29 protein-coding genes are annotated in these 25,309 nt (G+C 69.2%); 6 read left to right on the top strand and 23 right to left on the bottom strand.

Features of this window, described 5'->3' with window-relative positions:
* Positions 1-14 precede the first annotated feature (14 nt).
* The 16 genes from ACW172_RS10765 to ACW172_RS10690 form a co-directional block, all read right to left on the bottom strand.
* Positions 15-596, bottom strand: a complete 582-nt coding sequence (locus tag ACW172_RS10765) for a periplasmic heavy metal sensor (protein WP_492031532.1) — start codon at positions 594-596, stop codon at positions 15-17.
* Positions 593-1,018: a hypothetical protein gene (locus tag ACW172_RS10760; RefSeq protein WP_492031531.1), complete on the bottom strand. Its 426-nt coding sequence runs from the start codon at positions 1,016-1,018 to the stop codon at positions 593-595. The genes ACW172_RS10765 and ACW172_RS10760 overlap by 4 nt, the downstream gene beginning before the upstream one ends.
* A gap of 5 nt (positions 1,019-1,023) precedes the next feature.
* Positions 1,024-1,611, bottom strand: a complete 588-nt coding sequence (locus ACW172_RS10755; protein WP_492031530.1) for an RNA polymerase sigma factor — start codon at positions 1,609-1,611, stop codon at positions 1,024-1,026.
* 65 nt (positions 1,612-1,676) lie between these two features.
* On the bottom strand, positions 1,677-2,354 hold the full coding sequence (locus tag ACW172_RS10750; RefSeq protein WP_492031529.1) for an EF-hand domain-containing protein: 678 nt from the start codon (positions 2,352-2,354) through the stop codon (positions 1,677-1,679).
* 48 nt (positions 2,355-2,402) lie between these two features.
* On the bottom strand, positions 2,403-5,306 hold the full coding sequence (locus ACW172_RS10745; RefSeq protein WP_492031528.1) for a bifunctional [glutamine synthetase] adenylyltransferase/[glutamine synthetase]-adenylyl-L-tyrosine phosphorylase: 2,904 nt from the start codon (positions 5,304-5,306) through the stop codon (positions 2,403-2,405).
* Positions 5,303-6,724 carry a sensor histidine kinase gene (locus ACW172_RS10740; RefSeq protein ID WP_492031527.1) on the bottom strand — a complete coding sequence of 474 codons (1,422 nt, stop codon included), beginning with the start codon at positions 6,722-6,724 and terminating at the stop codon, positions 5,303-5,305. The genes ACW172_RS10745 and ACW172_RS10740 overlap by 4 nt, the downstream gene beginning before the upstream one ends.
* Positions 6,725-6,733: 9 nt before the next feature.
* Entirely contained in the window at positions 6,734-7,405 is a 672-nt protein-coding gene (locus ACW172_RS10735) for a response regulator transcription factor (RefSeq protein WP_492031526.1), read from the bottom strand.
* A 67-nt stretch (positions 7,406-7,472) separates the two neighbouring features.
* Complete coding sequence (locus ACW172_RS10730) at positions 7,473-9,026, bottom strand: Do family serine endopeptidase (RefSeq protein ID WP_492031525.1); 1,554 nt, start codon at positions 9,024-9,026, stop codon at positions 7,473-7,475.
* A 114-nt stretch (positions 9,027-9,140) separates the two neighbouring features.
* Positions 9,141-9,638 carry a cytochrome c-type biogenesis protein gene (locus ACW172_RS10725; protein ID WP_492031524.1) on the bottom strand — a complete coding sequence of 166 codons (498 nt, stop codon included), beginning with the start codon at positions 9,636-9,638 and terminating at the stop codon, positions 9,141-9,143.
* Entirely contained in the window at positions 9,635-11,620 is a 1,986-nt protein-coding gene (locus ACW172_RS10720) for a heme lyase CcmF/NrfE family subunit (RefSeq protein WP_492031523.1), read from the bottom strand. The genes ACW172_RS10725 and ACW172_RS10720 overlap by 4 nt, the downstream gene beginning before the upstream one ends.
* Positions 11,617-12,099: a cytochrome c maturation protein CcmE gene (gene ccmE, locus ACW172_RS10715; RefSeq protein WP_492031522.1), complete on the bottom strand. Its 483-nt coding sequence runs from the start codon at positions 12,097-12,099 to the stop codon at positions 11,617-11,619. Before ccmE ends, ACW172_RS10720 begins: the two co-directional genes overlap by 4 nt.
* 70 nt (positions 12,100-12,169) lie before the next feature.
* Complete coding sequence (gene ccmI / locus ACW172_RS10710; protein ID WP_492031521.1) at positions 12,170-12,988, bottom strand: c-type cytochrome biogenesis protein CcmI; 819 nt, start codon at positions 12,986-12,988, stop codon at positions 12,170-12,172.
* A gap of 52 nt (positions 12,989-13,040) precedes the next feature.
* Complete coding sequence (locus ACW172_RS10705; RefSeq protein ID WP_492031520.1) at positions 13,041-14,396, bottom strand: hypothetical protein; 1,356 nt, start codon at positions 14,394-14,396, stop codon at positions 13,041-13,043.
* 82 nt (positions 14,397-14,478) lie between these two features.
* Entirely contained in the window at positions 14,479-15,960 is a 1,482-nt protein-coding gene (locus ACW172_RS10700) for a sensor histidine kinase (RefSeq protein WP_492031519.1), read from the bottom strand.
* The gene (locus ACW172_RS10695; protein WP_492031518.1) at positions 15,957-16,637 is read right to left on the bottom strand and encodes a response regulator transcription factor; all 681 of its coding nucleotides are present in this window, start codon (positions 16,635-16,637) and stop codon (positions 15,957-15,959) included. The genes ACW172_RS10700 and ACW172_RS10695 overlap by 4 nt, the downstream gene beginning before the upstream one ends.
* Before the next feature lie 23 nt (positions 16,638-16,660).
* Entirely contained in the window at positions 16,661-16,960 is a 300-nt protein-coding gene (locus tag ACW172_RS10690; RefSeq protein ID WP_492031517.1) for a hypothetical protein, read from the bottom strand.
* Positions 16,961-17,197: 237 nt separating this feature from the next.
* On the opposite strand from ACW172_RS10690, the gene ACW172_RS10685 reads away from it, so the two are divergent.
* Positions 17,198-17,593 (top strand): hypothetical protein, encoded by a 396-nt coding sequence (locus ACW172_RS10685; protein ID WP_492031516.1) that lies wholly within the window; start codon positions 17,198-17,200, stop codon positions 17,591-17,593.
* A gap of 81 nt (positions 17,594-17,674) precedes the next feature.
* On the opposite strand, the gene ACW172_RS10680 is transcribed toward ACW172_RS10685, so the two are convergent.
* From ACW172_RS10680 to thiD, 4 genes are read right to left on the bottom strand one after another with little or no spacing between them, the layout of a single operon-like run.
* Positions 17,675-18,502, bottom strand: coding sequence for a PhzF family phenazine biosynthesis protein (locus tag ACW172_RS10680; protein WP_492031515.1), 828 nt, complete (start codon positions 18,500-18,502; stop codon positions 17,675-17,677).
* Positions 18,503-18,546: 44 nt separating this feature from the next.
* Positions 18,547-19,869: a DUF418 domain-containing protein gene (locus ACW172_RS10675; protein ID WP_492031514.1), complete on the bottom strand. Its 1,323-nt coding sequence runs from the start codon at positions 19,867-19,869 to the stop codon at positions 18,547-18,549.
* Positions 19,870-19,916: 47 nt separating this feature from the next.
* Entirely contained in the window at positions 19,917-20,510 is a 594-nt protein-coding gene (locus tag ACW172_RS10670; RefSeq protein ID WP_492031513.1) for a nucleotidyltransferase family protein, read from the bottom strand.
* Entirely contained in the window at positions 20,507-21,310 is an 804-nt protein-coding gene (gene thiD / locus ACW172_RS10665) for a bifunctional hydroxymethylpyrimidine kinase/phosphomethylpyrimidine kinase (RefSeq protein WP_492034973.1), read from the bottom strand. The genes ACW172_RS10670 and thiD overlap by 4 nt, the downstream gene beginning before the upstream one ends.
* A 103-nt stretch (positions 21,311-21,413) precedes the next feature.
* Here thiD and ACW172_RS10660 point away from each other — a divergent pair, with 103 nt between their 5' ends.
* From ACW172_RS10660 to ACW172_RS10640, 5 genes are read left to right on the top strand one after another with little or no spacing between them, the layout of a single operon-like run.
* Entirely contained in the window at positions 21,414-21,725 is a 312-nt protein-coding gene (locus ACW172_RS10660) for an ArsR/SmtB family transcription factor (protein ID WP_492031512.1), read from the top strand.
* A complete protein-coding gene (locus ACW172_RS10655) occupies positions 21,722-22,318 on the top strand; it encodes an SRPBCC family protein (protein WP_492031511.1) in 597 nt (198 codons plus the stop codon). The genes ACW172_RS10660 and ACW172_RS10655 overlap by 4 nt, the downstream gene beginning before the upstream one ends.
* Entirely contained in the window at positions 22,315-22,794 is a 480-nt protein-coding gene (locus ACW172_RS10650; RefSeq protein WP_492031510.1) for an SRPBCC family protein, read from the top strand. The genes ACW172_RS10655 and ACW172_RS10650 overlap by 4 nt, the downstream gene beginning before the upstream one ends.
* Positions 22,791-23,237 (top strand): SRPBCC family protein, encoded by a 447-nt coding sequence (locus ACW172_RS10645; RefSeq protein ID WP_492031509.1) that lies wholly within the window; start codon positions 22,791-22,793, stop codon positions 23,235-23,237. Before ACW172_RS10650 ends, ACW172_RS10645 begins: the two co-directional genes overlap by 4 nt.
* 3 nt (positions 23,238-23,240) lie before the next feature.
* Positions 23,241-23,621 (top strand): VOC family protein, encoded by a 381-nt coding sequence (locus tag ACW172_RS10640; protein ID WP_492031508.1) that lies wholly within the window; start codon positions 23,241-23,243, stop codon positions 23,619-23,621.
* Here ACW172_RS10640 and folP read toward each other — a convergent pair.
* The 3 genes from folP to ACW172_RS10625 are packed head-to-tail and all read right to left on the bottom strand — an operon-like array spanning position 23,605 to position 25,309.
* A complete protein-coding gene (folP, locus tag ACW172_RS10635) occupies positions 23,605-24,411 on the bottom strand; it encodes a dihydropteroate synthase (RefSeq protein WP_492031507.1) in 807 nt (268 codons plus the stop codon). The two genes, ACW172_RS10640 and folP, sit on opposite strands and share 17 nt — an antisense overlap.
* Entirely contained in the window at positions 24,408-25,007 is a 600-nt protein-coding gene (locus ACW172_RS10630) for a YdeI/OmpD-associated family protein (protein WP_492031506.1), read from the bottom strand. The genes folP and ACW172_RS10630 overlap by 4 nt, the downstream gene beginning before the upstream one ends.
* Positions 25,007-25,309, bottom strand: coding sequence for a winged helix-turn-helix domain-containing protein (locus ACW172_RS10625; protein WP_492031505.1), 303 nt, complete (start codon positions 25,307-25,309; stop codon positions 25,007-25,009). The genes ACW172_RS10630 and ACW172_RS10625 overlap by 1 nt, the downstream gene beginning before the upstream one ends.

Raw genomic sequence — 25,309 nt, 5'->3', positions numbered from 1 at the left:
CCTCTCAAAATCGCCTAGCGTTCCCCGCGCGGCGCACCGGGCTGATCGGGTCCACGACCTTGATCGCCGTCAGGGCGCCCATCGGGACGGCCGCCGGGTCCCCCCTTGTGCTGATCGGGGGCGCCGCCGCCGGGCTTGACGCGCCGGGCCAGGATCACGGCCAGAGCCTGACGGTCGTCCGGATTCAGCGTCGCCAGAACCGCCGTGGCGTCGTGTTCCAGCCGGGCCCGGCCGCGCATCTCGGCGGCGCGGGACTGGTCCAGCAAGGTGTTGGCGGCAGCGGCGTCGGGGTTGGGGCCGCGCATCAATTCGACCGCCTGGCGCCGCGCCGCGCGCGAGGCCTCGAAGTCCGGCCGGGCCGCCATGGCCGAGGCGCGGAAGGCCGTCCGCACGCGCTGGCGCGTCTCGGGCTCCATGCCCGCGAGGATATCCCTGAAGGTGCTCTGACGGCCCGGAACCTGGGCCGCCTCGATCTTGTCCTCGGCCTTGGTCTTGGTCACCCACAGGGTCGCGCCGCCCGCGATGGCGAACAGGTTCAGGGCGACCGAGGCGGCCAGGGCGATCTTCAGGGCGCGCGGAGAATCCAGAAGGCTCAACCCAGGACCTCCGTATCGTCCACGCCCGACAGGCTGGATTGATAGAGGACCGCATCGGCCTGGGCGTCGGCGGTCAGGTGCGGGGTCAGGCTGGCGCCCGCGATCACGCCCGCGCAGGCCGCGGCGGCCCAGCCGGCGCCGAACCAGAGCACCAGACGGTCCCAGACCAGACGCGCCTTGCGCGGCGACAGGCCGGCGGCCATGGCCGAGGCGATGACCCGGTCGCGCAGGGCGCTGGAGATCATCGGGCGCGCCGAGGCGTCGAGCGCGGCGTCGGTCTGACGCGCCTCGAACAGCACCCGGTCGGCCCACGGCCCGTCAGAGGCCATCAGAGCCTCCGCCGCCTTGCGCTCGGCCTCGGGCCAGCGCCGCTTGTCGGCGCCATAGGCTTCGGCCAGTTGTTTCAGCCTTTCGGCGTTCATCGTCGTCATCCTTCAGCCCCCCGTCCACCGGTGTGCCTCTCGGCATTGGGCGCCATATCCGCCAACGTCTGCCTCAGGGCGCGACGGCCCCGCGACAGCAAACTCTCCAGCGCTTCCACGCTGATCTGCATCAGGTCGGCCGCCTCGATATTGGACAGCTCCTGATAGTGGCACAAGACGATGGCCTCCCGCTGACGCTCGGGCAATCGTCGCAGGGCCGCGTCGACCCGGACGCCGAGCTCGGCGGCCAGAAGCCCCCGATCGGGCGCCGGACCGTCGTCGGGCCGGTCCGGCGGCGTCTCGGTCGGCACCTCGCGCCGCCGTCGCAAACGGTCGTAGCAGAGGTTCAGACCCACCCGGTGCAGCCAGGTGTCGAACTTCGCCTTGCCCGGTCGCCAGCGCGGCGCCTGTTTCCAGGCCCTGAGCATGGCCTCCTGGGCCACGTCCTCGGCCTCGACCGGATCGCCCAGCATCCGCTGCGCCAGGGCCAGCATGCGCGGCAGCTTGCGCGCGACCATGGCCTGGATCGCCGCCGGGTCGCCCTGACCCACGCGGCGAACCAGTTCCTCGTCGGGGTCGACGATCGATGCCAAGCCGGCCTGCTCCCTTGCTCACAGAGCGGGCCGACCGAACCATCACGGCCTTCCCCGACACGGTCTTACTCCGAAGCCGTGGCCGAGGGCGACGCCGAAACGGCGGCAGGCGCACGGTTTTGTCTTTGAGCCCTGCGCTCCTGAAAGCGTTCACGCATCACGGCGCGGCCCGCCTGACGCTCGGCCGGGCTCAGGACTCCGTCGTGGTCGGTGTCGAGCCGGGCGAAGTCTTCGGTCAGCTTCGTCTGGACATCGGCGATAATGATGGGACCGTGCTGGGCCATGCGTTGACCGGACCCGTGACCTTCGCCGCCACGGCGGTGCGCCATGCGCGGACCACGATGTTCACCACCGGGTCCGCGACCGACGCCGCGTTCGGGGCGGGCGGCGTCGAACTCGGCGCGGCTGATCTGGCCGTTCTTGTCGGCGTCGAGGCGGTCGAAGCGTTGGGCCGCATGCTGAGCGCGACGGGCCTGGGCGCCGGCGCGCAGTTCCTCGGCGGGGACCGTACCGTCGTGGTTGGCGTCCAGCGCCGTCAGGCGGCTGACGCGGGCCTGGACGAACTCAGCCTGGGTGACCGGCGCGGTTCGCCGGGCTTCCATGCGCGCGTGTCGCGCCGCGGGAGCGGCCTGCGCGGTCGCGGCCTGCGTCGGAGCGGCCGTCTGCGGGGCCGGAGCGGCGGCGCCCACCAGAACGGCCAGGGAAGCAGCGGCCAGTCCGCCGGCGATGATGGTCTTCTTCATACGTCGTCTCCGTCGGGCCCGGGGCCCGGATGACCCCCGTCGAGAAGTTCAACGCGGGCCCGACGACTCTCCGTCGCTGACGCCCGGCAGGGCCTGATCGAAGGCGGCCCGGGCCTCTGAGCGCACCTCTTTCAGGCGCGCGATCAGGGTCTCGAAATCAGGCGCGCCGGCCCCCTCGGCGAGACGCTGGCGGAAGGCCAGGGGTTCTTCCTCAGGATCGGGGCGCTCGTCGAAGGCGCAGGCGAACAGCTGGCCGATCCTCTGCTGCAGCCGCCAGGCCTCGGCCATGGGCGTGTCCTCGCCCAGCTGGACCACGGTCGAGACCGACAGGGGTCCGCCCGCGAGCGCCGCCGTCAGCTGGCGGTACTGACCCACGAACTCGGCGTCGACCAGACCGCCGCGCGACAGCTTCAGATCCCAGAACCCCTGGGCCCGCCGTTCCCGGTCCATCAGGTCGCGCATCGCGCGAATGTCGCGGCCGATATCGACGCCGGGGCGCGGCCGGCGCAGGGCGGCCTCGATGGCCTTGGTCACCCGCCCGCCGAAGTCATCGTCGCTGGTCCAGGCCACCCGGGCCCGGGTCAGGGCCATGAACTCCCAGGTGTCGGCCTCGGCGGCGTAATAGTCCTCGAAGGCCGAGAGGCGCACCGATACCGGCCCCTTGGAGCCGGAGGGCCGCAGGCGCATGTCGACCTCATAGAGCCCGCCCTCAGCCGTATGGGCGGACAGGGCCGCGATCAGCTTCTGGGTGAAGCGGACGTTGAAGACGTCGGCGGTCCAGCCCTTGCCCTCGGACACCGCCTCGGGCGGCGCCTCATAGACGGTCATCAGATCGAGGTCCGAGCCCGCCGTCATTTCCCGCGACCCGGCCTTGCCGAGCGCGATCACCGCGACCGCCCCGGGCATCGCCCCGCCCAGCCGCACCGTCTCGACCAAAGCCGCCTCGGACAGGGTCCCCATCACGGCGTCGGCCAGGTTGGTGAAGGCCCGGCCCGCCGCCCCGGGACCGACCCGGCCGGTCAGGGTCTGGATGCCGATGCGGAAGGCCTGTTCGCGGTGCAGGCGGCGCACCACATTCATCGCCCCCTCGAAATCCCCCGCCTCGCGCGCCTCGGCCTCCATCTGGGCGAACAGGCCGGTATTGGGGCCGACCGGGATCTGGAAGCGGGCGTCCAGCATGGAATCCAGCGCCGCCGGATAGCGGCCGAGCGTGCGGGCCAGCTTCGGCGCGAAGGCCATGACCCCGACGATCAGGCCGAACAGCTCGGGCTGGTTCAGGAACAGGGCCTGGACCTGCACGCCCGAATTCATGGCCGAAAAGAAGACCGCGAACCGCTTGAAGGCCGCATCCGGCGATCCGGTCCGGGCCACGGCGGTCAGCAGGCGCGGCGCCAGCCGGGTGAACAACTCGCGCCCCCGCGCCGAGCGCGTCGCCGGGATACGGCCGTGGTGCCAGCTGCGGATAGTGTCGGCGACGGTGGCGGGCTCGGAGAAGCCCATGCGCTTGAGGGTCTCGAGCGTCTCCGGGTCGTTGTCCACGCCGGTGAAGACCAGACTGCCCCAGGGCGAGGACAGGTCCTCCTCCCCTTCGAACAGCTGGCCGTAGATCCGGTTCACGCCCAGCAGCAGAGCCTCCACGCCCCGGTCGAAGTCGGCGAGACTGTCCTCGCCGGACAGGGCCGCGACGGCGATGCGGCGCTCGGCGTCGACCGGCAGGGTGTGGGTCTGTTCGTCGTCCAGCATCTGGACGCGGTGTTCCAGCGCCCGCAGCTCGGCATAGGCGGCGGTCAGGTCGACGGCGACCTCGGTCGGGATGTGCCCCGCCGCCGCCAGCGCCGCGAGGGCCTCGTCGGTACGGCGTGCGCGCAGGGACTTGTCGCGGCCGCCGAGGATCAGTTGCTGGGTCTGGGCGTAGAACTCGATTTCGCGGATGCCGCCCCGGCCGAGCTTCAGATTGGCCCCCATGGCCACCAGCCCCTCGCCGGTCTTGTGGGCGTGGATCTGGCGTTTGATCGACTGGATATCGAGCACGGCCTGATAGTCGAGGCTGCGCCGCCAGACGAAGGGGACGAGGGCGTCGAGGAACTCCGCTCCCGCGACCGGATCGCCGCAAATGGCCCGGGCCTTGATGAAGGCCGCCCGCTCCCAGTTCTGGCCGACGGATTCGTAATAGGAGAGGGCCATGGGCGTCGCCACGACCGGCGGGGTCGATGAGGGATCTGGCCGCAGCCTCAGATCGACGCGAAAGACATAGCCGTCCGCTGTCCGCTCCTGCAGCAGGGTCGCCGTGGCCTGGGCCAGACGGTCGACGAAGGGCTGGGCCTCGACGCCGGGCGCGAGGGCCGGCGCCAGCCGGTCCGGATCGAAGAAGAGCGAGATGTCGATGTCGCTGGAATAGTTCAGCTCGAAGGCGCCGTGCTTGCCCATGGCCAGACCGAACAGGCCGGGGACGGGACCGGCGGGATCATCGGCGGCGGAGAGCAGCCGCCCCTTCGCGCGTTGTTCGCCCGCGACCGAGGCGAGAGCGGTCTGGGTCACCGCATCGGCGAAGCGCGACAGGGCGGCGGTGACGGCGGTCAGGTCCCACACTCCGCCCAGATCGGCCAGCGCCGTCAGCAGGTGCAAATCGGCCTTCAGGCCGCGCAGCGGCGCCCTGACCTCATCGGGCGGGCCGGACAGGGCCAGGGTTTTGGCGAGGAGGGTCTCCAGCCGGGCCTCGGGTGCGGTCTCCAGCGTTGCGCGCAGCCGCTCCGGCGAACGCCGCGCCAATCCGGCCAGATAGGGGGAGGCGGCGAAGACAGGAGCCAGCGCCGGCCATGCGCGGTCAAGGCAATCGCTCCAGCCGCCCTCCTCCGCCGCGGGCCTCAGCCGCTCCAGCCAGCGCGAGGCGGCCGCCGCGTCCGCGACCGGGCCGCAGGGGCCGATCCGGTCGCCGAGGACGGGTTCGGTCACGGCGCCGGCTGCAGGACGAGGGCGACGCGCAGGCCCGGCCCGAAGCCGCCGTAGACGCCTGGCCCCTCATCCAGCTGAACGCGTCCGTCATGGGCTTCCAGCACGGCGGAAACCAGCGACAGGCCCAGACCCGAGCCGGCCTCGCTGCGGCTGTTGTCGAGACGGACGAAGCGCTGGACGACCCGCTCGCGGTCCTCGGCGGGAACGCCGGGGCCGGTGTCGGTGACCGAATATTCGATCTCACCTGAGGAGCGTCGGCGCGCACGCAGCATCACCGCCCCGCCGGTCGGGGTGTATTTGATGGCGTTGTCGATGACGTTGGCCAGGGCCTGGGCCAGGAAGGGCTGGTTGCCCTCGATCATCAGGCCGCGCTCGATCTCGGCGGAGAATTCCAGCCCCTTGTCCTCGGCGGCGGGCTCATAGAGCTCGGCCATGTCGGCGGCCAGATCGGCGGCGTCGAACACCTGCGGATCCGGCGCGCCGCCGGCCTGCAACCGGGCGATGGCCAGGACGGTATTGAAGGTCTTGAGCAGGTGGTCGGCCTCGCTCAGGGCCACTTCCAGCGCCTCGACACCCGAGACCCTGCCCGCCTCGGCGTCGATCAGGGCGACCTCCATCTTGGCCCGCATCCGGGTCAGGGGCGAGCGCAGGTCGTGGGCGATGGCGTCACCGGCGTGACGGATCGAGGCCATGGAAGCCTCCAGCCGGTCCAGCATGCCGTTCAGGCCGCGTCCGAGCTCGTCCAGTTCGTCGCCGCCCGAGCCTTCGCCGCCCCGGACCTGGGCCCGCGCCTTCAGGTCCCCGTCGCGCACGGCGGCGACCACGGCGTTCAACCGCCCCATCGAGCGTTCGACGTTGCGGCTGATGATCAGGCCGCCGGTGGCGCCCAGCAGCAGGACCCCGCCCATGGCCATCCAAAGGGCCTGGGTCAGGCGCGCGAGGGATTCCTCGATGTCGCCGATATCCTCGCCGACGACCAGCTTGCCGCCGGTTCTCAGGGGCATGATCACCCCGATGGAGCGCCGGTTCACGACATGCCCCTCGGCGTCCGTCGACGTCAGGCGGAAAGTGTCCCAGTCGCCCATTCCAGGCGTCTGGGTTCCCGGATCGAACGGCAGGACAGAGAGGTTGCCGGTCACCACCTTCCCGGCTCCGTCCGTCAACAGATACAGATAGGGACCGCCCCGAATGGTGCGTTCGACCAGGGCCTGGTTCAACGCATCCTCGCCACGGGTACGATAGATGGCCGTCAGGGCGTCGAATTCGCTCTGCACGTCCTTGGTCGCCCGCGCCTGGGCCTCCGACGCCGAGGCGAAATAGACATAGGCCAGGATGGCGCTGGCCGCCGCCGCGAACAGGGCGAGGAAGAGCAGCGTCAGCCGGAAGGGCGTGCGGCGAAAGAGGGACGGCAGTTTCATTGAGGCGACTTAGGCCTCCAGCCGGTATCCCGCCCCGCGCACCGTCTGCAGCATGGCCTTGTCGAAGCCCTTGTCGATCTTGGACCGCAGACGGCTGATGTGAACGTCGATGACGTTGGTCTGGGGGTCGAAGTGGTATTCCCAGACCTTTTCCAGCAGCATGGTGCGAGTCACCGACTGGTTGGCGTGGCGCATCAGGAACTCCAGCAGCTGGAACTCGCGCGGCTGCAGGTCGATCTCGGTCGTGCCGCGATGCACGGTGCGGGCGATCAGGTTCATCTCAAGATCGCCGACCTTGAGCACCGTCTGGACGCCGCCGGTCTCGCGACGGCGGGCCAAGGCCTCGACCCGGGCGATCAGCTCGCCGAAGGCGTAGGGCTTGACCAGATAGTCGTCGCCGCCGGCCTTGAGGCCCGTGATCCGGTCCTCGACCTCGCCGAGCGCCGACAGGAACAGGACCGGGGTCTGGTCGCCGTCCTTGCGCAGGGTCTCGACCATGCCGATGCCGTCGAGGCGCGGCATCATCCGATCCACGACATAGACGTCGTAACCGCCGCGCTGGGCCTCGAGCAGGCCGTAGGCCCCGTCGATGGCGTGCGACACCTCGTGCCCGGCCTCGCTCAGGCCACGGACCATCGCCGTCGCCGCCTCGGCGTCGTCCTCGACCACCAGAACACGCATTGACCCCTCCTGAATTCAGAATCGTCACGGACGTTAGCGCATCCGTGACGATCCTGTCAGTTAAGGCTTATTCACTCTTGGACAGTTCCAGGGCGATCAGGGCCGTGGTGCCCTGAGCCGTGACCTGCAACAGCACGCTGGGGCGGCCGGCGGCGCGGGCCGCGTCGATGGCGGCCTTGAGTTCCTGCGGCGTGTTGACCGGACGGCTGAAGGCGCGGCTGATCACCGTGCCGACCGGCAGGCCGCCCTGCGCCGCCTTGGAGCCGCGGGCCACCTGGGTGACCACGACCCCCGAGACGTCATCAGCGATGCTGTAGCGGCTCTTGAGCGCCGCCGTCAGGGGCGAGACCGACAGGCCTTCGACCGTCAGGCCCGACGGAACGGCGGGGACCGCCGGCGACGGATTGGCGTTGCCTTCCTCGTCGGTCGGATAGAGTTCGGCCTCGGACGGGCGTTTCGCGGCCCGCACCGTGACCGTCTGGCGGCGTCCGTCACGCATCAGTTCGACGCGGAGTTCGTCGCCGACGCGGGCGTTGGCGACGGCGCGGGTCAGGGCGTTGCCGGTCTCGACCGCCTGGCCGTTCACAGCGACGATGACGTCCTCGGCGCGGATGCCGCCCTTCTCGGCGGGACCATCCGGGGTCACGCTGTTGATCAGGGCGCCCTTGACGCCTTCCGGCAGACCCAGGGCGGCGCGCTCGTCGTCGCTCATGGTCTTCATCGACACGCCCAGATAGCCGCGCTCGATGTTTCCGCCGCGCATCAGCTGGTCGGTGATGCTCTTGGCGGTCGAGGCCGGGATGGCGAAACCGATGCCGACCGAGCCGCCGGTGGGCGAGAAGATCGCCGAGTTCACCCCGATGACGCGGCCATAGATGTCGAAGGTCGGGCCGCCCGAGTTGCCCCGGTTGATGGCGGCGTCGATCTGCAGATAGTCGACATAGGCGCTGGAGCGGTCCTGCAGGTCGCGGCCCCGGGCCGAGACGATGCCGGCCGTGGCGGTGCCCCCGAGGCCGAACGGGTTGCCGACGGCGACGACCCAGTCGCCGACGCGCGGATCGGCCTGTTCCTCGAAGCTGACGAATTTGAAGTCGTCGCCCTGGACCTTGATCACGGCCAGGTCGGTGTTTTCGTCGCGGCCGACCAGGGTGGCGTCCAGGGTCCGGCCGTCGGTCATCTTGACCTTGATCGACTTGGCGTTGGCCACGACGTGGTTGTTGGTGACGATATAGCCGTCACGCGAGATGAAGAAGCCGGAGCCGGCGCCCTGGGCCAGTTGCGGCTCGGCGTCAGGCTCTTCCTGCTGCTGGCCGGGGCTCGGGATGACCAGGCCGGGCAGGCCCGGGATCTGGAAGCCCTGAATGCCTTGCGGGCGCTCGACCGGGGTCTCGACCTCGATCTGGACCACGGCCGGGGCGACCTGCTGGACGATGTCGGCGAAGCTGAGCGGCGCGCCCTGCGGCGGGGCGAAGGCCAGGCCCGCGCCGGCGGAGGCCACCAGTTGACCCGGACGGGCCTCGGCATGGGCGCCCGGCCATGAAATGACGCCGCCGGCGGTGGCGCCCGCCGCAACGATCAGGCCGGCCGCAGCCCCCAGAATGAACTCTTTCCGCTTCAGCATCGTCGTCTTGCGATCCTCTTTCGGCCTCGTCTGGAGGCCGTTTCGCGTTGAGATATAGACCCGGTCGGGCAGAAGCCAAACCCGGGGCGTCGGAACGATTGTTCCCCGCGCACGTCAGTCGTGGGACGAAGTTGCGTCAGGATCGGGGCGAACCTCGCCGCCACGGAGAAGATCGTTCAACCGGCGCTCCTCATCGGGCGAAAGCGGCGCGGCGTCGGGCCTTTGCCGGCGAGACCGGGCGATGAAGACGCCGCCGACCAGCAGCACCAGGGCGAGCGGGCCGAACCACAGCAGCCAGGTCGCAGCCTTCACTGGCGGCTTGAACAGGATGTAGTCGCCCCAGCGGCGGACCAGATCCTCGCGGATCGATTCGTCCGTGGCGCCCGAGGCGATCTCCTCGCGCACGAGGCGGCGCATGTCGGCGGCGATGCCGGCCGGGCTGTCGGCGATGGATTCGTGCTGGCAGACCACGCAGCGGATGTCCTGAAACAGCCGCTGGGCCCGCGCCTCCTGCGTCGGAGACGATAGCGGCTGGTCGGGCGCGGCGGCGGGTTCGGCTATCGCAGGCGCGGCGAGAAGTGCGAAAACCAGGGCGATCGCGGCGGTTCTCACGCGGCGCTCTCCGCGGCCTTTTTGCGCCCGGCCACTCCGATCCGGAGGCGGCGGTCCAGCAGGGACAGAACCCCGCCGATCGCCATCACCAGAGGCCCGAGGAAAATCAGCCGCGCCCAGGGGTTCCAGTAAACTCTGACCGTCCAGGCCCGCGCGGCCTGAGGCGTCGATCTGCGCTCGCCGAGCACGACATAGACATCGTCCAGCCCGCGGAAATCGAGGCCGACCTCGGTCGTGGTCTGGCCGCCAGCGGGGAAGAAGCGGCGCTCGGCTATGACGGTCCGCTCAGGACCACCATCGGTCGGGGTGACGGTCAGATGGCCCTGCTCGGCCAGATAGTTGGGGCCTTCGACGATACGGACGTCGTCCAGCCGGACGGAATAGCGGCCTGCGGTCACGCTCCCGTCGAGGCCGAGCGGCGCGGCGGCCTCGACCTTGAAGCCGGTCTCGACCACGGCGCCGAGCACGAACAGGCCGAGCCCGGCGTGGGCCAGGGTCATGCCCCAGGCGCCCAGCGGCAGGGCCCTGGCCCGGCGTCCGACTTCCGCCAGAGGAACCCGGAACAGCCGGACGCGCTCGGCCACCTCGGCCAGGGCTCCGAGGATCAGCCAGGCGCCGATGGCGATGCCGCCGGCCGCCATAGCCTTGTGCGGTTCGAAGGCCATCCAGCCCAGAAGGGCGCAGACGAGGGACAGGCCCGCCGCGACCGCCAGCCTCTGGCCTACCCCTTTCAGATCGCCGCGCTTCCACCCCAGCAGCGGCCCGGCGGGCAGGATCAGGAAGGCGACCACCATCAGGGGGGTGAAGGTCAGGGCGAAATAGGGCGGGCCGACCGAGATGGTCGCCCCGGTCGCCGCCTGCAGGATCAGGGGATAGAGGGTGCCGAGCAGCACCGTCGCCGCCGCCGCGGTCAGGAAGAGGTTGTTGAGCACCAGCGCCCCCTCGCGGCTGATCGGTGCGAACAGACCGCCACCCGTCAGTTTCGGCGCCCGCCAGGCGAACAGGGCAAAGGCGGCGCCCGCCGTGACGCCGAGGATGCCCAGCAGCATCAGCCCGCGCTCCGGATCGACGGCGAAGGCATGGACGGATGTCAGGACGCCCGAGCGCACGAGGAAGGCGCCCAGCATGGAGAAGGTGAAGGCCAGAAGGGCGAGGAAGACCGTCCAGCCCGCAAGGGCTCCGCGCCGCTCGGTCACCACCGCCGAGTGCAACAGGGCCGCGCCCGCCAGCCAGGGCATGAAGCTGGCGTTTTCGACCGGGTCCCAGAACCACCAGCCGCCCCAGCCGAGTTCGTAATAGGCCCAGAAGGAGCCGAGGGTGATGCCGATGGTCAGCAGCACCCAGGACGCCAGGGCCCAGGGCCGGACCCAGCGGCCCCAGGCGGGATCGACGCGACCCTCGATCAGGGCCGCGACAGCCAGCGAAAAGGTCACCGAGAAGCCGACATAGCCCGCGTAGAGCAGCGGCGGATGGAAGGCGAGCGCCGGGTCCTGAAGCAGGGGGTTCAGGGACGCGCCCTGGAACGGCGCCGGGTCCAGCCGGGCGAAGGGGTTCGAGGTGAAGACGGCGAAGGCGAGGAACAGGCTGCCCAAGGCTCCCTGCGCCCCGACCGCCGAGGTCTTGAGCCCGAACGGCAGGCCGCCGGCGCGCGCAAGGGCGGCGCCGAAGCCGGTCATGACCAGACACCAGAGGACCAGCGAGCCCTCGTGGCTGCCCCAGGCGCCGGCGACCTTGTAGAGCATCGGCTTGTCGGTGTGGCTGTTGTTGGCGACGTTGGCGACCGAGAAGTCCGAGGTCACGAAGGCGAAGATCAGGGCCGCGAAGGCCAGCGCCACCGCACAGGCCGAGGCGATGGCCGCGCCCTGCGCCGCTCCGGCCAGAACCGGCGAGCGCCGGATACGCCCGGCCGTCGCCATCACGGTCTGAAGGACCGCGAGAGCGAGCGCCAGGATCAGGGCGTAGGCGCCGAACTCGCTGATCACAGGGCGGCGTTTCCGGCAGAAGCCTTCGAGGGCTCAGGACGCCACTCGCCCTTGGCCTTCAGCTTGTCCGCCACTTCGCGCGGCATGTATTTTTCGTCGTGCTTGGCCAGCACCTGATGGGCGACGAAGGTCCGGTCGGGCTGAAAACTCCCTTGCGCGACAATGCCCTGCCCTTCGCGGAACAGGTCGGGCAGGTCGCCGTGATAGATCACCCGGGTCGAGGCCATGTTGTCGGTGACGGCGAAGCTGACGTCGGCGCCGTGGCGCTGGACGCTGCCCGCCTCGACCAGACCGCCCAGACGGATGTCGCGTCCAGCCGGGGCCTTTTCGACGGTCACTTCCGAAGGCGTGAAGAAGAAGGTCACGCTGTCGTTCATGGCCCACAGCGACAGGCCGACGGCGAGGGCGAGGATCGGCGCCACGGCCGCCACGACCCACAGGCGACGGCGCGCCTTCGGCGATCGGGGAAGCCAGCTCATGTCCGGAAGGGTCCGCGCGCGGAGGAAAACTGGCGGCCGTATAGCGGGGCGCGACAGCGGCTGAAAGAGGTCATCGGGCCGCGCTCGCCAGCCGCTTCTCAAGTTCCACGCGGCGCGGATCGGCGGGATCCAGCGTCTTGATCAGTGGCGTCCACAGGGTCAGCGCGCCGGCCCGGTCGCCGCGCGTCAGGGCCGCGTCGCCGAGGAAGTACAGGGCGCCCAACTGACCGGGATCGCGCTTCAACGCTTCCCGGAAGGCGGCCTCGGCGTCGGCGCCGACGGCCCCGTCCTGCGACCGGACCAGGCTCTCGCCCAGCCGCGCCCAGGTGCGGGGATCGTCGGGATTCATCGCCAGCGCCCGGCGGAAGGCCGAGGCCGCGCCCACGGGGTCATCGGCGGCGAACCGGGCCGCGCCCAGCATGGTCAGGATCTGGCGGTCGTCGGGGCGCAGCCTCGCCTCGCGGGTCAGGACCGCCGCCACCTGTTCAGCCTCCAGCGGCTCAGCCGAGGCGCCCCAGGCGTCGACGCGGCGATCATAGGTCTGGTCGCCGTAGCCGGGCTTGCCTATGCCCCAGTAGAGGCCGAGCGCCACCACCGCCGTCAGCACGACCCCGCCCAGAACCCGGCGCCGGTCGGCGGGGTGGGCGCGCAACGCCATCGGCCCGGTGCGGTCGGCCAGCAGGCGGCGACCGGCCTCGGCCCGCGCGGCCGCCCAGGCCTCCTCGGTCAGCAGCCCACGCGCCTTCAGCCGATCCAGCTCGGCCAGCTCTCGCGCGGCGGCGTCCGGCTCGACATCGACCACGGCGTCGACGCCACGCCGCGCGCCGGTCAGCACCAGCAGCGCCGCCATCGCGGTCGCCAGTGCGGTCATGATCCAGAAGGCCGTCATGGACCCGCTCTAGCCGATCCCGGAAGCGGCGGCGAGACCTCTCCTCCAGAGCTCAGGCTGACAGTTTCATCGGGGCCGGGCCGCCCGCCACGGCGGTGCGACGACGGATGGCGCGCGCCTCGGTCAAGGCGTCGATCTGCTCCAGCAGGTCGGCCATCATGGCGGCGCGGTCGATGGCCTGGGTCTCGTCCGGGGCGTCACCGGAGTTGACGTCCTCGATGATCAGGTCGGCATAGCTGCTGAGATGAACCGTCAGGCTTTGCACCAGGGCCAGACGCTGGGACTCGCAGCCGAACGCGCCGGCGAAGCTGCGTACAAGGCCGACCATCTTCAGGGCGTCCTTCGCCGACTGCACCGTCGCGGCGTCGAGCGGCAGTTCGAGGTGCGGCGCCTTGCGAGTCATCCGGCCCGAGGTCTGGACCTTGTGCATCGGCGTGGCCTTGTCGACCAGCTTTGTCACCCCGCTGAGCAGTTCGCCCAGCCGCTTGCCGATGCGGACACGAACCTCGCGCAGCCGCTTGCCCCAGTCGCCTTCGCGGTCGAGGTGGACGGTCGCCTCGATCTCCTTGAAGACCTCCGCGCACCATTCCAGATCGTCCTTCAGACCCTCGGGGCCGTCGCCGATGCGGAAGGCGACGATGCGGGCGCAGCGCCCTTCAAGACCCGCCACCAGCCGGTCGATGAAGACAGCCAGCTCGCTCTCGGACAGCAGATTGCCGCGCGAGGCGCTGGTCGAGGCGTGAATCATCAGCCGGAGAACGAGGGAGGCGTCGGCCAGATGGGCGAACAGAATGTCCATCAGCCGCTCCGCGCCGTCGGGCAGCATCTCGGAGGCGTCGCGAACCAGAAGCCTGAGCTCGGCGACCTGATCTCCGTTCGGGCGGCCGACCCAAGCCTTCAGCGACGGCAGGGCGCGATAGACCAGGCCGCCGAAATCGCAGCAATGGGCCAGATCCTCAAGCCCCGTTTCCCGCTTCGCCGGATCGCCGAGAGCGGCCGGCCAGACCTCGGCGGGGCGATCACGCACGGCGGCGGCGGCGGCGGCGTACAGGCGGACGCAGACGGCGGTGGTGCGGGCGATCTCGCGCTCGTCGTCATCATCCAGAAGCGGCAGGAGATTGGGTTCGCGGCTGGAGGCGATTTTCCAGAGCCGCGGCAGGACGCCGGGCGGGAAAGTCATGGCCTCGATACCGTCGGCGCGGGGTCGGAACAGGGGGGTCAGGGCGGCGAAGCCGCGGGCGCGACGCACGCGGTCGATGCTCTCGGCCGCCAGCATGGCTTCCAGCGCACGCGCCTTGTCGCCGGGCATGCCCGAGACGGCGAGCGACAGCTGACGCAGCGTGCGATCCGGAACCCCCTCGACCACCTGGGCCAGGGCCATACGATGAGCGACCGACAGTTCGGCCATTCAGACTCTACCCCACGTAAACGCCTGTCAGCGTCCAGAATACGAGCGCAGGGTTAACGGATTACGTAGGAACCTTAACGGGTTAGGCCTCGGCCGCCGGCAACTCAAGGATGGCCTTCAGCCCCCCCATGTCGCTAGCCGCCAGGGTTAGACGGCCGCCGTAGGCGCGCGTCAGGTCGTCGACGATCGACAGGCCGAGACCCGATCCGGGCGCGTCCTCGTCCATGCGCTGGCCGCGTTTCATGGCCGTTTCGCGCTGGTCCTCGGGCAGCCCGGGGCCGTCGTCCTCGACCACCACGATCATCTGGCCGAGGCCGCTGGGGCCGGCCGAGACCCGGACCCGGCGCTTGCACCATTTGCAGGCGTTCTCGATCAGATTGCCTAGAATCTCTTGCAGGTCCTGCCGCTCGCCGAGGAAGCCGAGTTCGTCAGGCGCGCGCCAGTCGATCTCCACGTCCTTGGACTGGAAGACCCGCTCCAGCATCACCGCCAGTTCGTCGATCACCTCCCCAACAGGCGTGCGTTCGCCCAGGCCGTGGGCGGCGCGAGCGGCGGCGCGGGCGCGGCGCAGGTGATGGTCGACCTGACCCTTCATCACCTCGGTCTGGCGGCGGACCAGATCGGCCATCTTGTCCCGGTCGCTCTGCGGGTCCGAGGCCTCGGCCAGCATGACCGACAGCGGGGTCTTCAAGGCGTGAGCCAGGTTGCCGACGTGGGTGCGCTGACGCTCAACCACCTCCTGATTATGGTCCAGCAGCCGGTTCACCTGCTCGGCCAGGGGGGCGATTTCGAGCGGATAGGCGCGCTCGATCCGCGCCGCCTTGCCCTTGCGGACATTGATGATCTCGTTCCTCAGCCCGAACAGGGGGCGCAGGCCGATCTGGACCTGCAGGAAGACGGCGACCACCAGGCCGAGGCCGAGGATCAACAGGGCCGTCCAGGTAAAGGTCGCGAACTGACGCGTATCGAGATCGATGTCGGACCGGTCGATGCCCGCCATGAAGACGAGGGGCGCCGACCGGTCGGGGATGGATTTCAGGCTGGCGGCGACGCGTAAGGGCTGGCTGTGCGCGGGCCTGAGCACCCCGACGAGGTCGTTGTAGGTAATCAGGATGCCGAACTCGGACTTCAACCGCCTGGGCAGTTCGGGATCGATGAACAGGGTCTCGCCCGCCAGCGACGGCGACCGCTCGATGACGCGCAAGCCGCCCTGTTCGTCGTATTCGGCGATCATCCAGTATTTGCCGGACAGGCCGCGCAGCGTCGGGGCGTCCTTGATCTCGTCGACATGGACGCCGCCGTCCGGGGTGGCGGTGGTGGCCAGCACCACCTCGTCGATGGTGTCGCCCAGCATGAAGCCGAGCCGCCGAAGCGCGCTTTCCTGATATTGGCTGGTCAGGACGCCGCCCGTCAGGATCAGGGCCAGGGCGATCCAGCCGCAGGCGAGAAGGATCAGGCGCCGGGTGAGGCTGCGGCCGGGCCGCCCGAACCAGCGCCCCCAATCTGCAGGACCAGACGGCTTGGCCGGCTCGGACGCGGCTTCGCTGAGCGGAGTTTCGCTCACGCCGCTTCGGATTCGCCCGGCAGGGGCGTCAGGCGATAGCCGAGGCCGCGCACCGTCTCGATGCGGTCCGGACCGACCTTCTTGCGCACCCGGCCGATGAAGACCTCGATGGTGTTGGAATCGCGGTCAAAGTCCTGGTCGTAGAGGTGCTCGACCAGCTCCGTCCGGCTGATGACCCGGCCTTGATGCATCATCATGTAATGCAGCAGCCGGTATTCCAGCGAAGTCAGGCGCAGGGGCTCGCCGTTGACCGTGGCCCGGGCCGCGCGCGGGTCGAGACGCAGGCCGCCGCACGACAGGGTCGCCGAAGCGATGCCCGCCGAGCGCCGCAGCAGGGCGCGCAGACGGGCCAGTAGTTCCTCGGTGTGGAAAGGTTTGGTCAGATAGTCGTCGGCGCCCGCGTCGAAGCCCGAGACCTTGTCCGACCAGGCGCCTCGCGCTGTCAGGATCAGCACCGGCGTGGTCTTGCCGTCGCGACGCCAGCGCTCCAGCACCGAGACGCCGTCGATCTTGGGCAGGCCGAGGTCCAGCACCACGACGTCATAGGGTTCGGTGTCGCCGAGGAAGTGGGCTTCCTCGCCGTCAGCGGCGTGATCGACCGCATAGCCGGCGTCGCCCAGCGCCTGTTTCAGCTGACGCGACAGATCGACGTCGTCCTCGACCAGAAGAATACGCATTCAGAAGCTCCCGAAACCTGGGTTCAATTTCCGCTGGCCGAGACCGAGATCTGGAAGATCCGCCCATTGTCGTCGAAAACGAAGACATAGGAGCCGCCCTGCAGGCCGCGCGAGCCGACGAAGCGGGCGCCGCGCGCGCGGGACTGGGCGATGGACTGGGCCTGGGCCTCGCTGATCTGACGGCCTTCCCGGCCCTGATCACGGGACTGTTCCTGACGCGGGCCACGGTCGTCTCCGCGATTGCCACGATCCTGCGCGGACGCGGCGCTGAAGGGCGCGGCGGCGACAAGAAAAGCCAGGGTGATGGCGAGAGCGCGGGTCATGATGGAGGTGTTTATGCGTCACTGGCCCTGAACGAGGCCTGAACGGCACTGTAAGGCGGTTTGTCGGGATGTCGAAGGGGTTCGCACATCCCACCAATGTCAGTCTTGCGCATTTGTCATGCACATGAACCGAACCTGACGCGGCCTGTTCAGGTCGGGCTCAGCCGGGGGGTGGTTATCTGCAGTCATCGCTGGCCACCCGGCCCCCGACGAACAGAAACACCGAGGAGTGATCCGATGTTCAAGAAGATGATTGTCCCCGCCCTGGTTCTGGCCGCGACGTCGGCCGCCGCCATCCCCGCCGCCGCTCAGTCCTATCATGGCCCTTACGGCCCGAACCACGGCCCGAACCGCCCGCCCGTCGTCTCCACCGGCTACGGCAGCTGGCAGTCGATCAACCAGCGTCAGGTCAATCTGGACCGCCGCATCGATCGGGGTCTGCGCGACGGTTCGCTGAGCCGCCGTGAAGCCGGTCGGCTGCGCGCCGAGTTCAACGGCCTTGTCCGTCTTGAGGCGAACTACCGCCGCGGCGGTCTGAGCGCTTGGGAACGCGCCGATCTGGATCGCCGTTTCGACCGCCTGTCGGCCCAGATCCGCTACGAGCGCAACGACCGCGACAATCGCCGGGGCTAACTGGCGTCGCGGCTAATCCGGACCATCCGGTCTGAAAACAGAGGGCGCGATCCGAAAGGGTCGCGCCCTTTCGCTGTTCAGTCAGGGCTGCAGCCGCAGCCGGCTCTCGATCACGGTCACCGCCCGCCCCCGGATCAGGACCCGACCGCCTGCGACCTCGGTCTCGAAGCGCGCGCCCCGGCCCGGATAGACCTGCCGGAAGCTGACCACAGAACGCTCCAGCCGGTCGGCGTAGAGAGGCGCGAGGATGCAGTGGGCCGATCCCGTCGCCGGGTCCTCGTCGATACCGCAGCCGGGGCCGAAGAAGCGGTCGACGACATCGACGTCATCCTGATCCGACAGACCCGTACCTGACAGGGCCGCGACAATCACCTGACCACCCTCCCCGGCCTCGCCCTGTAAGCCGCTCAAAGCCTTGAAGTCGGGTGCACAGGCCCGCACCGCCGCCGCATCCGGCAGGAGCGCCACCAGATAACGGCCCGCCCAGACCTCGACCGGTTCGACCCCCAGAGCCTGGGCCAGCCCCTCGACCGGACCGGTGCGGCGAGGCGGATCAGCCGGCAGATCCATTTCGAAGCCCTTGGCCGCCTTGCGGACGATCAGGCGGCCTGACCGGGTGTCAAAGCTGACAGCGGTCAGTTCGGGGTGGATCTCCGTCATCAGGGCCGCACCGGAGGCCAGGGTGGCATGGCCGCACAGATCGACCTCCATCGCCGGGGTGAACCAGCGCAGGTCGAAACGGGACGGATCGGCCGTCCGGCGCAGGAAGGCCGTCTCCGACTGGTTGTTCTCCATGGCCAGGGCCTGCATCCAGCCGTCGGCGGGCCAGACGTCGAACGGCTCGACCACACAGGCCGGATTGCCCATGAAGGGTCGGTCGGCGAAGGCGTCGATGGTCCACTGGCGCATGGTCGTTGCCTAGACCAGCGGTGGCAGACTGAAAACCCGAAGCCCTATTCCGCCGGCGCCGGGACCGCCGCCGGGGCCGGCGTGACCCGGGGAATGGGAGTCTTCTGACCATAGGTCAGCATGCGCAGCAGCCATTCCAGCGGTCCCATCTCGAAGACCCTGAGCCACAGGACGCTGAAGATCCCCTGGGCGATCCAGATCAGGGCGGCGATCCCCATCAGCTGGGCGAAGCCGAACTTTCCGAGCAGGCCGAAGGCGTAGAACAGGATCGCCGTGATCACTGACTGGCCGACATAGTTGGTCAGGGCCATGCGGCCGATAGCCTTGATGCCGTCGGCCAGTCTGCCGAAGGCGTCCACCTGATAGAGGGTCATGACCAGACCCAGCAGCCCGATCGTCATCGGCAGTCGCCCGACCTCGTACAGAAAGGCGCCCCAGAGCATCTGGTACGGGTTCAGCTCATAGGCCGTCGTCCAGGCGCAGAAGGCCTGAACACCCCGTATGGCCAGACCCAGGCCGTAACCCCCCACCATCAGCCCGACATAGACCTTGAGCGGCTTCTGGCCGGTCAGATAGCCCTTCTGGAACAGGGCCATGCCGATCAGCATGAAGCCGAGGCTTTCCAGCAGGCCGAAGATACCGTTGCGGCTGAGATTGAACTGGGCCCAGAATTTGGTGCTCCAGACCACGACCCCCGGGAAGCTGGTGCGCTGTTGGCGCTCCTTCTCCAGCTTGGCGGCGGGCGGTCGCATGACCTCGGCGCCCCGCGCCTGCATCTTCAACGCGGCCTTCTGATCGTCCGTCAGGGTCTTGCCCTCGGCCTTGGCGGCAGCCGCGGCGGGGGCGTCGCGCAGGGCGGCGGCCCGGTCGATCACCGGGATGGCGAAGCTCAGGGTCAGGACCACCAGCGAGGCCGCCGCCGCCGTCAGCAGCAGCCGGGGCGGCGCTTTCCTGAACAGGAGCAGGGCCAGACCGACCACGCCGTAGGCGAACAGGATCTCGCCGGGCCACAGGAAGATCGCGAAGTTGGCTACCCCCAGCAGGATCAGGGCGAAGCAGCGCGTCAGATAGGCCGAGATCGCATTCTCGCCGCCCGGCTCGTCCGCGCGGCGCAGCATGATCAGCATCCCGGCCCCGAAGAGCAGGGTGAACATCCCCCGCATCGACCCGGAGAAGACGACGTCCTGGATAGTGAAGGCGATCCAGTCCAGGTTGGGCGCGGCGGGCAGCGGCGGTCGCCCCGAGTCGCCCAGCATGCCCATGAAGGGGATGTTCATCAGCAGGATGCCGCAGACCGCGACGCCCCGCAGCACATCCATGGAGCCGAACCGCTCCTTCACCGCCACCGGCGCGGCCGTCATCGTCATCGCGTCTTCCCCCTCGCATACGACAGGGAACAACGATACGCGAAAAGTCAGGACGCGGTAAGGGCCACCTGGACCTCAGCCACCGACACCTCGGGCCAGCGCGTCTTAATCTTGGTGGCGATCTTCGCCCAGTCCTTGGCGAGGGGCCGATCCGGGTTGGGACGCACGACCAGGTCGAAGGCGTCCTCCAGACCGAACGGGGCGACGATGGTGATGCTGTCATCCGCCTCCAGCCGGACACCGACCGCGAAGGCCGGAGCGACGAAGCGCGGCAGGGCTTCGGCGGTGCAGGCGATCGAATCGTAGTCCTCGCCGAACTTGGACCTGAACCAGATCGGCACCCGGCACTGGTTGCGGGCCTCGACCCGACTGCGCAGCGGCTCGTCAAAGGCGGCGGCGACGCGCTTGATCACCACGTCCTCGGCGTCCCAGCTGGTGTCCGTGTCAAAATAGCCGAGGTCGAAATCGTTGACGCCATAGCCCGGCTCACGACCTGTCTGTGCATTCCAGACGCTCTGATAGACCGAACCGGAGAAGATCAGCCAGTCGGGCAGGTCAAGAGACCTCACGGTGGTCATGACGTGCATAAGGTCTGGATAGTTCCGGACGATCTCGATCAGTCGTTGTTCCAGATCGCTCATCGTCCCCTCACCGGCCAGCCGTGATCCAGGGGGCCGTGGCCGTGGCCCAGTCCCGGCGCGCGGCGGATGGCCTCGGCGACATAGGCCCAGGCCTCGGCGACGGCGACCTCCAGCGGCAAACCCTTGGCCAGACCCGCCGCGCAGGCGCTGGCCAGGGTGCAGCCGGTGCCATGGGTGCTGGTCGTGTCGATGCGCGGCCCCTCCAGCAGGGTCTCGCCGGATGGGGTCATCAGGAGGTCAATCACCGTCGGCCCGTCGACATGGCCACCCTTCATCAGCACCGCCTTCGCGCCCATGGCCAGTAGGGCCTCGCCGGCGCGGCGCTGGCCGTCCAGATCGGCGACCGTCAGCCCCGTCAGGGCCTCGGCCTCGGGCGCATTGGGCGTCAGGAGCGTCGCGCGCGGGATCATCAGGCGCTTCACCGCCTCGACCGCATCATTGGCCAGCAGCGAGGCTCCACCCTTGGCCACCATGACCGGATCGACGACCACGGCGGCGTCGGACGTATCCAGGATGGCGGCGACGCGCTCGACCGTCTCGGCCGTGCCCAGCATGCCGGTCTTGATGGCGTCTGCGCCGATGTCGTCCAGCACGGCCCGCGCCTGCTGTTCGATGAGGTCGAGCGGCAGGGGGAACACCCCTGTCACGCCCAGCGTATTCTGAACCGTGATGGCCGTGATGGCGGTCGCCGCATAGGCGCCCAGCATCGTCACGGCCTTGATGTCGGCCTGGATCCCGGCCCCGCCGCCCGAGTCGGAGCCGGCGATGATGAGGACGCGGCCGGGCTTCTCGGAAGGCATCTGGGAGGATTCGGCGGTCATGCCGTCCTGATGCGTCAGCCCCCGACCAAGGGCAAGAAAATCATATATTGCATTATGGCTATATAGCTGATTAGTTATTCACATGCATGACGCCCTCCTCGCCCTGTCCGAACCGAACCGCATGGCCATCATGGGTCTGTTGCGCGAGGGCGAACGCCCCGCCGGGGACTTCGTCGCCGCCCTGCCGATCAGCCAGCCGGCGGTGTCGAAACATCTGGGCGTGCTGCGCGCCGCCGGTCTGGTGACGGTGCGCAAGGACGCCAACCGCCGCCTCTATCGCCTGAACCCCGCCCCCCTGGCCGAGCTGGACGCCTGGCTCGCCCCCTATCGCCGCTTCTGGAGCGACAAGCTCGACGCCCTTGAGGCGCATCTGGACAAGGAGTTTCCGCAATGACCGATACTCTCGTTGAAACGCTTCCCGGCACCGACGCCGGCACGATCCGCGAAGACGGCGATGGCTGGATCATCGGCTTCGAACGCCGCCTGCGGCATTCGCCCGAGCGCGTCTGGAAGGCTCTGACCACGCCCGAGGGCCTCGCCTGCTGGCTGGCCGACGCGGAGATCGAGACAGTCCCGGGCGGCAGGATGGAGCTGCATTTCCGCCAACCGGATAACGACTTCATGCCGGACGTGCCGGAGAAGCGCCGCCAGTCGAACGAAGTCCTGACCGTGCGGCCCTACACCCTGTTCGAGCACACCTTCGGCAGCAATCCGGACTCGGTCGTCTCCTGGCGGCTGGAGCCCGACGGCGACGGCACCCACCTGATCCTCGCCCACCGCGTGCCCTCGACCTGGGAGAGCGGGCGCAAGAACGTCCTCGCCGGCTGGCAGCACCATATGGAAGGGCTGGAGGACGCCATCAGAGGCGTGCGCCATCCGTGGAGCTGGGACCGCTGGTTCGCCCTGCGCGACGCCTATGCCGAGCGTATCGAAAACCCGAACGCGGGTGACGAGAAGCCCTACTCCAACGACTGGCGGACCGCGTGACGGCGCCCGTCGCCCCGCCCGTCGCAACGGCCGGGATGCTGATCCGCCGGCCGGTCACGGAGGTCTTTCAGGCCTTCGTTGACCCGGCGGTGACGACCGGCTTCTGGTTCACCGACAGTACGGGCGTGCTGGAGCCCGGCGCCGTCGTCAACTGGACCTGGGCCATGTACGGCGCCTCGACCGAGGTCGCGGTCAAGGCGGTCGAGCCCGACCGCCGCATCCTGATCGACTGGGATAATCGCAGCACCCCGACCGAGGTCGAATGGCGGTTCGAACCGCGTGGTGATCACACCTGGGTCACCGTAGAGAACCGGGGGTTCAACGATGACGCCGACGGCGTGGCGAAGGCGCTGGATTCCACCGGCGGCTTCGCCCTGGTGCTCGCCGGCGCCAAGATCTGGCTGGAGCACGGAATCGCGCCGCGCTTCGTCGTCGACCGCCATCCCGACCATCACGCGGAGGGCTGGAGCGAATGAGCGATCCCGTTGAAGTGCGCGTCGAGAAGCGTTTCCGCTACCCGCCCGAGCGGGTCTTCGACGCCTTTCTCGATCCGGCGACGGTCGGGCTGTGGCTGTTCCATACGCCCGACGGCGTGATGGAGAAGACCGACTATGATCCCGTCGTCGGCGGCGCCTTCGCCATCTTCGAACGGCGCGGCGACGACCTGGCGCGCCACTTCGGACGGTTCGTGCAGATCGAACGCCCGGCCCGCATCGTCTTCGACTTCTGGGTCGATGAGGCTCCGGAGGAACCGACACGCGTCACTGTGACCTTCGCGCCCGACGGAGACGGCTGCGTCGTCGTCCTCAGCCACGGCCTCGCCCCCGCCTGGGCCGCCTATGCCGAGCGCAGCGCCGCCGGCTGGTCCATGATCCTCGACAACCTGTCCGCCGTCGCCGACGCCACCCTCCGGAGCTGACCCATGATCACCGCCGCCGCCCCCTTCCTGATGTTCCAGGGCGATTGTGAGGAGGCCCTGACCTTCTACGCAGAGGTCATTCCGGGCGCCGTCGTGTCCGCCCTGCACAAGGGCCCGGACGGCAAGGTCGCCATGGCCCGACTGTCGATCGCCGGGCTGGAGATCATGGCCAACGACTCGCCGCCCGTGCACGACTTCACCTTCACCCCCTCGACCTCGACCTTCCTGACGGTCGAGACCGAGGCCGGGGTCGACGCCCTGGCCGAGGCGCTCGGCGAAGGCGGCAAGACCATGATGCCGGCCGGAAACTATGGCTTCTCGAAACGGTTCGCCTGGGTGCAGGACCGCTTCGGCGTGTCCTGGCAGATCAACCTGCCGAGCTGACGGCCGCCCACAGTTTCAGGGCCTGAACCGTCTCGCGCACATCGTGGACGCGGACCATCTTCGCCCCGCGCCGCGCCCCCTCCAGCATCAGGGCCAGCGACCCGCCCAGCCGGTCGGCGGGATCGGTTGCGGTCTCGTCGACGCCGAGGATCGTCCGCTTGCGGCTGGCGGCGTAGAGGACGGGGAAGCCCAGATCGACGAGCGCCTCCAGCCGCGCCGTCAGGGTCAGGTTGTGGGCCGTGGTCTTGCCAAAGCCGATGCCGGGATCCAGCCATATCTTCTCGCGGGCCACCCCGGCCTTGGCCGCCGCCGTCGCGCGCGCGGCCAGATAGCCGACGACCTCGGCGACCACGTCATTATAGACGGGCGCCGCCTGCATGGTGCGCGGCTCGCCCTGCATATGCATCAGGACCACGTCGCAGCGCAGGGCCGCCGCCGTCGCCAGACTGTCGGGCGAAAAGCTCAGGGCCGAGACGTCGTTCCAGATCGTCGCTCCGGCACCGACGGCGGCGCGCGCCACCTCGGGCTTGAGGGTGTCGATACTGATCGGCCCCGCCCACTGTGCGCGGACGCCCGCGATCACCGGCAGGGTGCGGGCGATCTCCTCGGCGACATTGACCGGCTCAGCGCCCGGCCGGGTGCTCTCTCCACCGACGTCGAGGACGTCTGCGCCCTGTTCGACCAGCGACAGGGCATGGGCCACCGCCGCCTCCACCGTCGCCAGCCGCCCGCCGTCCGAGAAGCTGTCCGGGGTGACATTGACGATGCCCATAACCTGAACGCGGTTCATTTGGGCGTCCCTTGCGGATAGATCGTCTCACCCCGCGCCAGCATGTCGACGAACCGGGCGATGGCCTTGTGCCGCCCCGCCTCGGTCTTAAGGGCCTGAAGCCGGAAGATCAGGGCGAAGCGGTTCTGGGCGCTGAGGGACTCAAGCGTCGTCTTCGCAGCGGGTACGGCTTCGACCGCCGCCACCAGATCTTCGGGAAGGGTCGAACCCTTGATGCGATAGGCGGCGTTCCAGCGGCCATCGGCCTTCGCCGCCTCGATGTGCGCCTGGCCGTGGCCGGTCATCCGCCCCGCCTCGGTCAGGCGCGCGACGTTGTCGACATTGACCTGGCTCCAGACGCTCTTCTTCCCGCGCGGGGTGTAGCGCTGCAGGAAGCTGGCCTCGTCGAAGCTTTTCTTGATCCCGTCGATCCAGCCCCAGCAGAGGCAGACATCGATCGCCTGCTTGACGGTGATCGAGGCCACGCCCGACTTGACCTTGTAGATGCGGATCCAGACCTCGGTCTCGCGATCGTGGTTCTTCGCCAGCCAGGCATCGAAGGCGGCCTCGCCCGCGAAGGCGTGGACGTGCTTCGGATCGACGACAACGGGGGCCATCAGCCGCGCCCGCCGATCAGCCCGCCCAGCGCCTCCAGATAGGCGGCGAAGGCCTTGCGGCCGTCGTCGGTGATCGAGACCCGGGTCAGGGGCTTGTTGTTCACGAAGCTCTTGGCGACGGCGACATAGCCGGCCTCCTCCAGCTTCTTGATATGGACGGAAAGATTGCCCTGGGTCGCCTCCAGAACTGTCTTCAGCTCGGTGAAGTCGGCGACCTCGGCGTCAGCCAGATAGACCATGATCCCCAGCCGCATGCGGCCGTGGATGACCTCGTCGATCCGTCCGAGATCGTTCAGCCCCAT

The organism is Brevundimonas sp. ALps5 (assembly GCF_058681645.1).
This window is presented reverse-complemented; position numbering and strand designations above follow the sequence as displayed.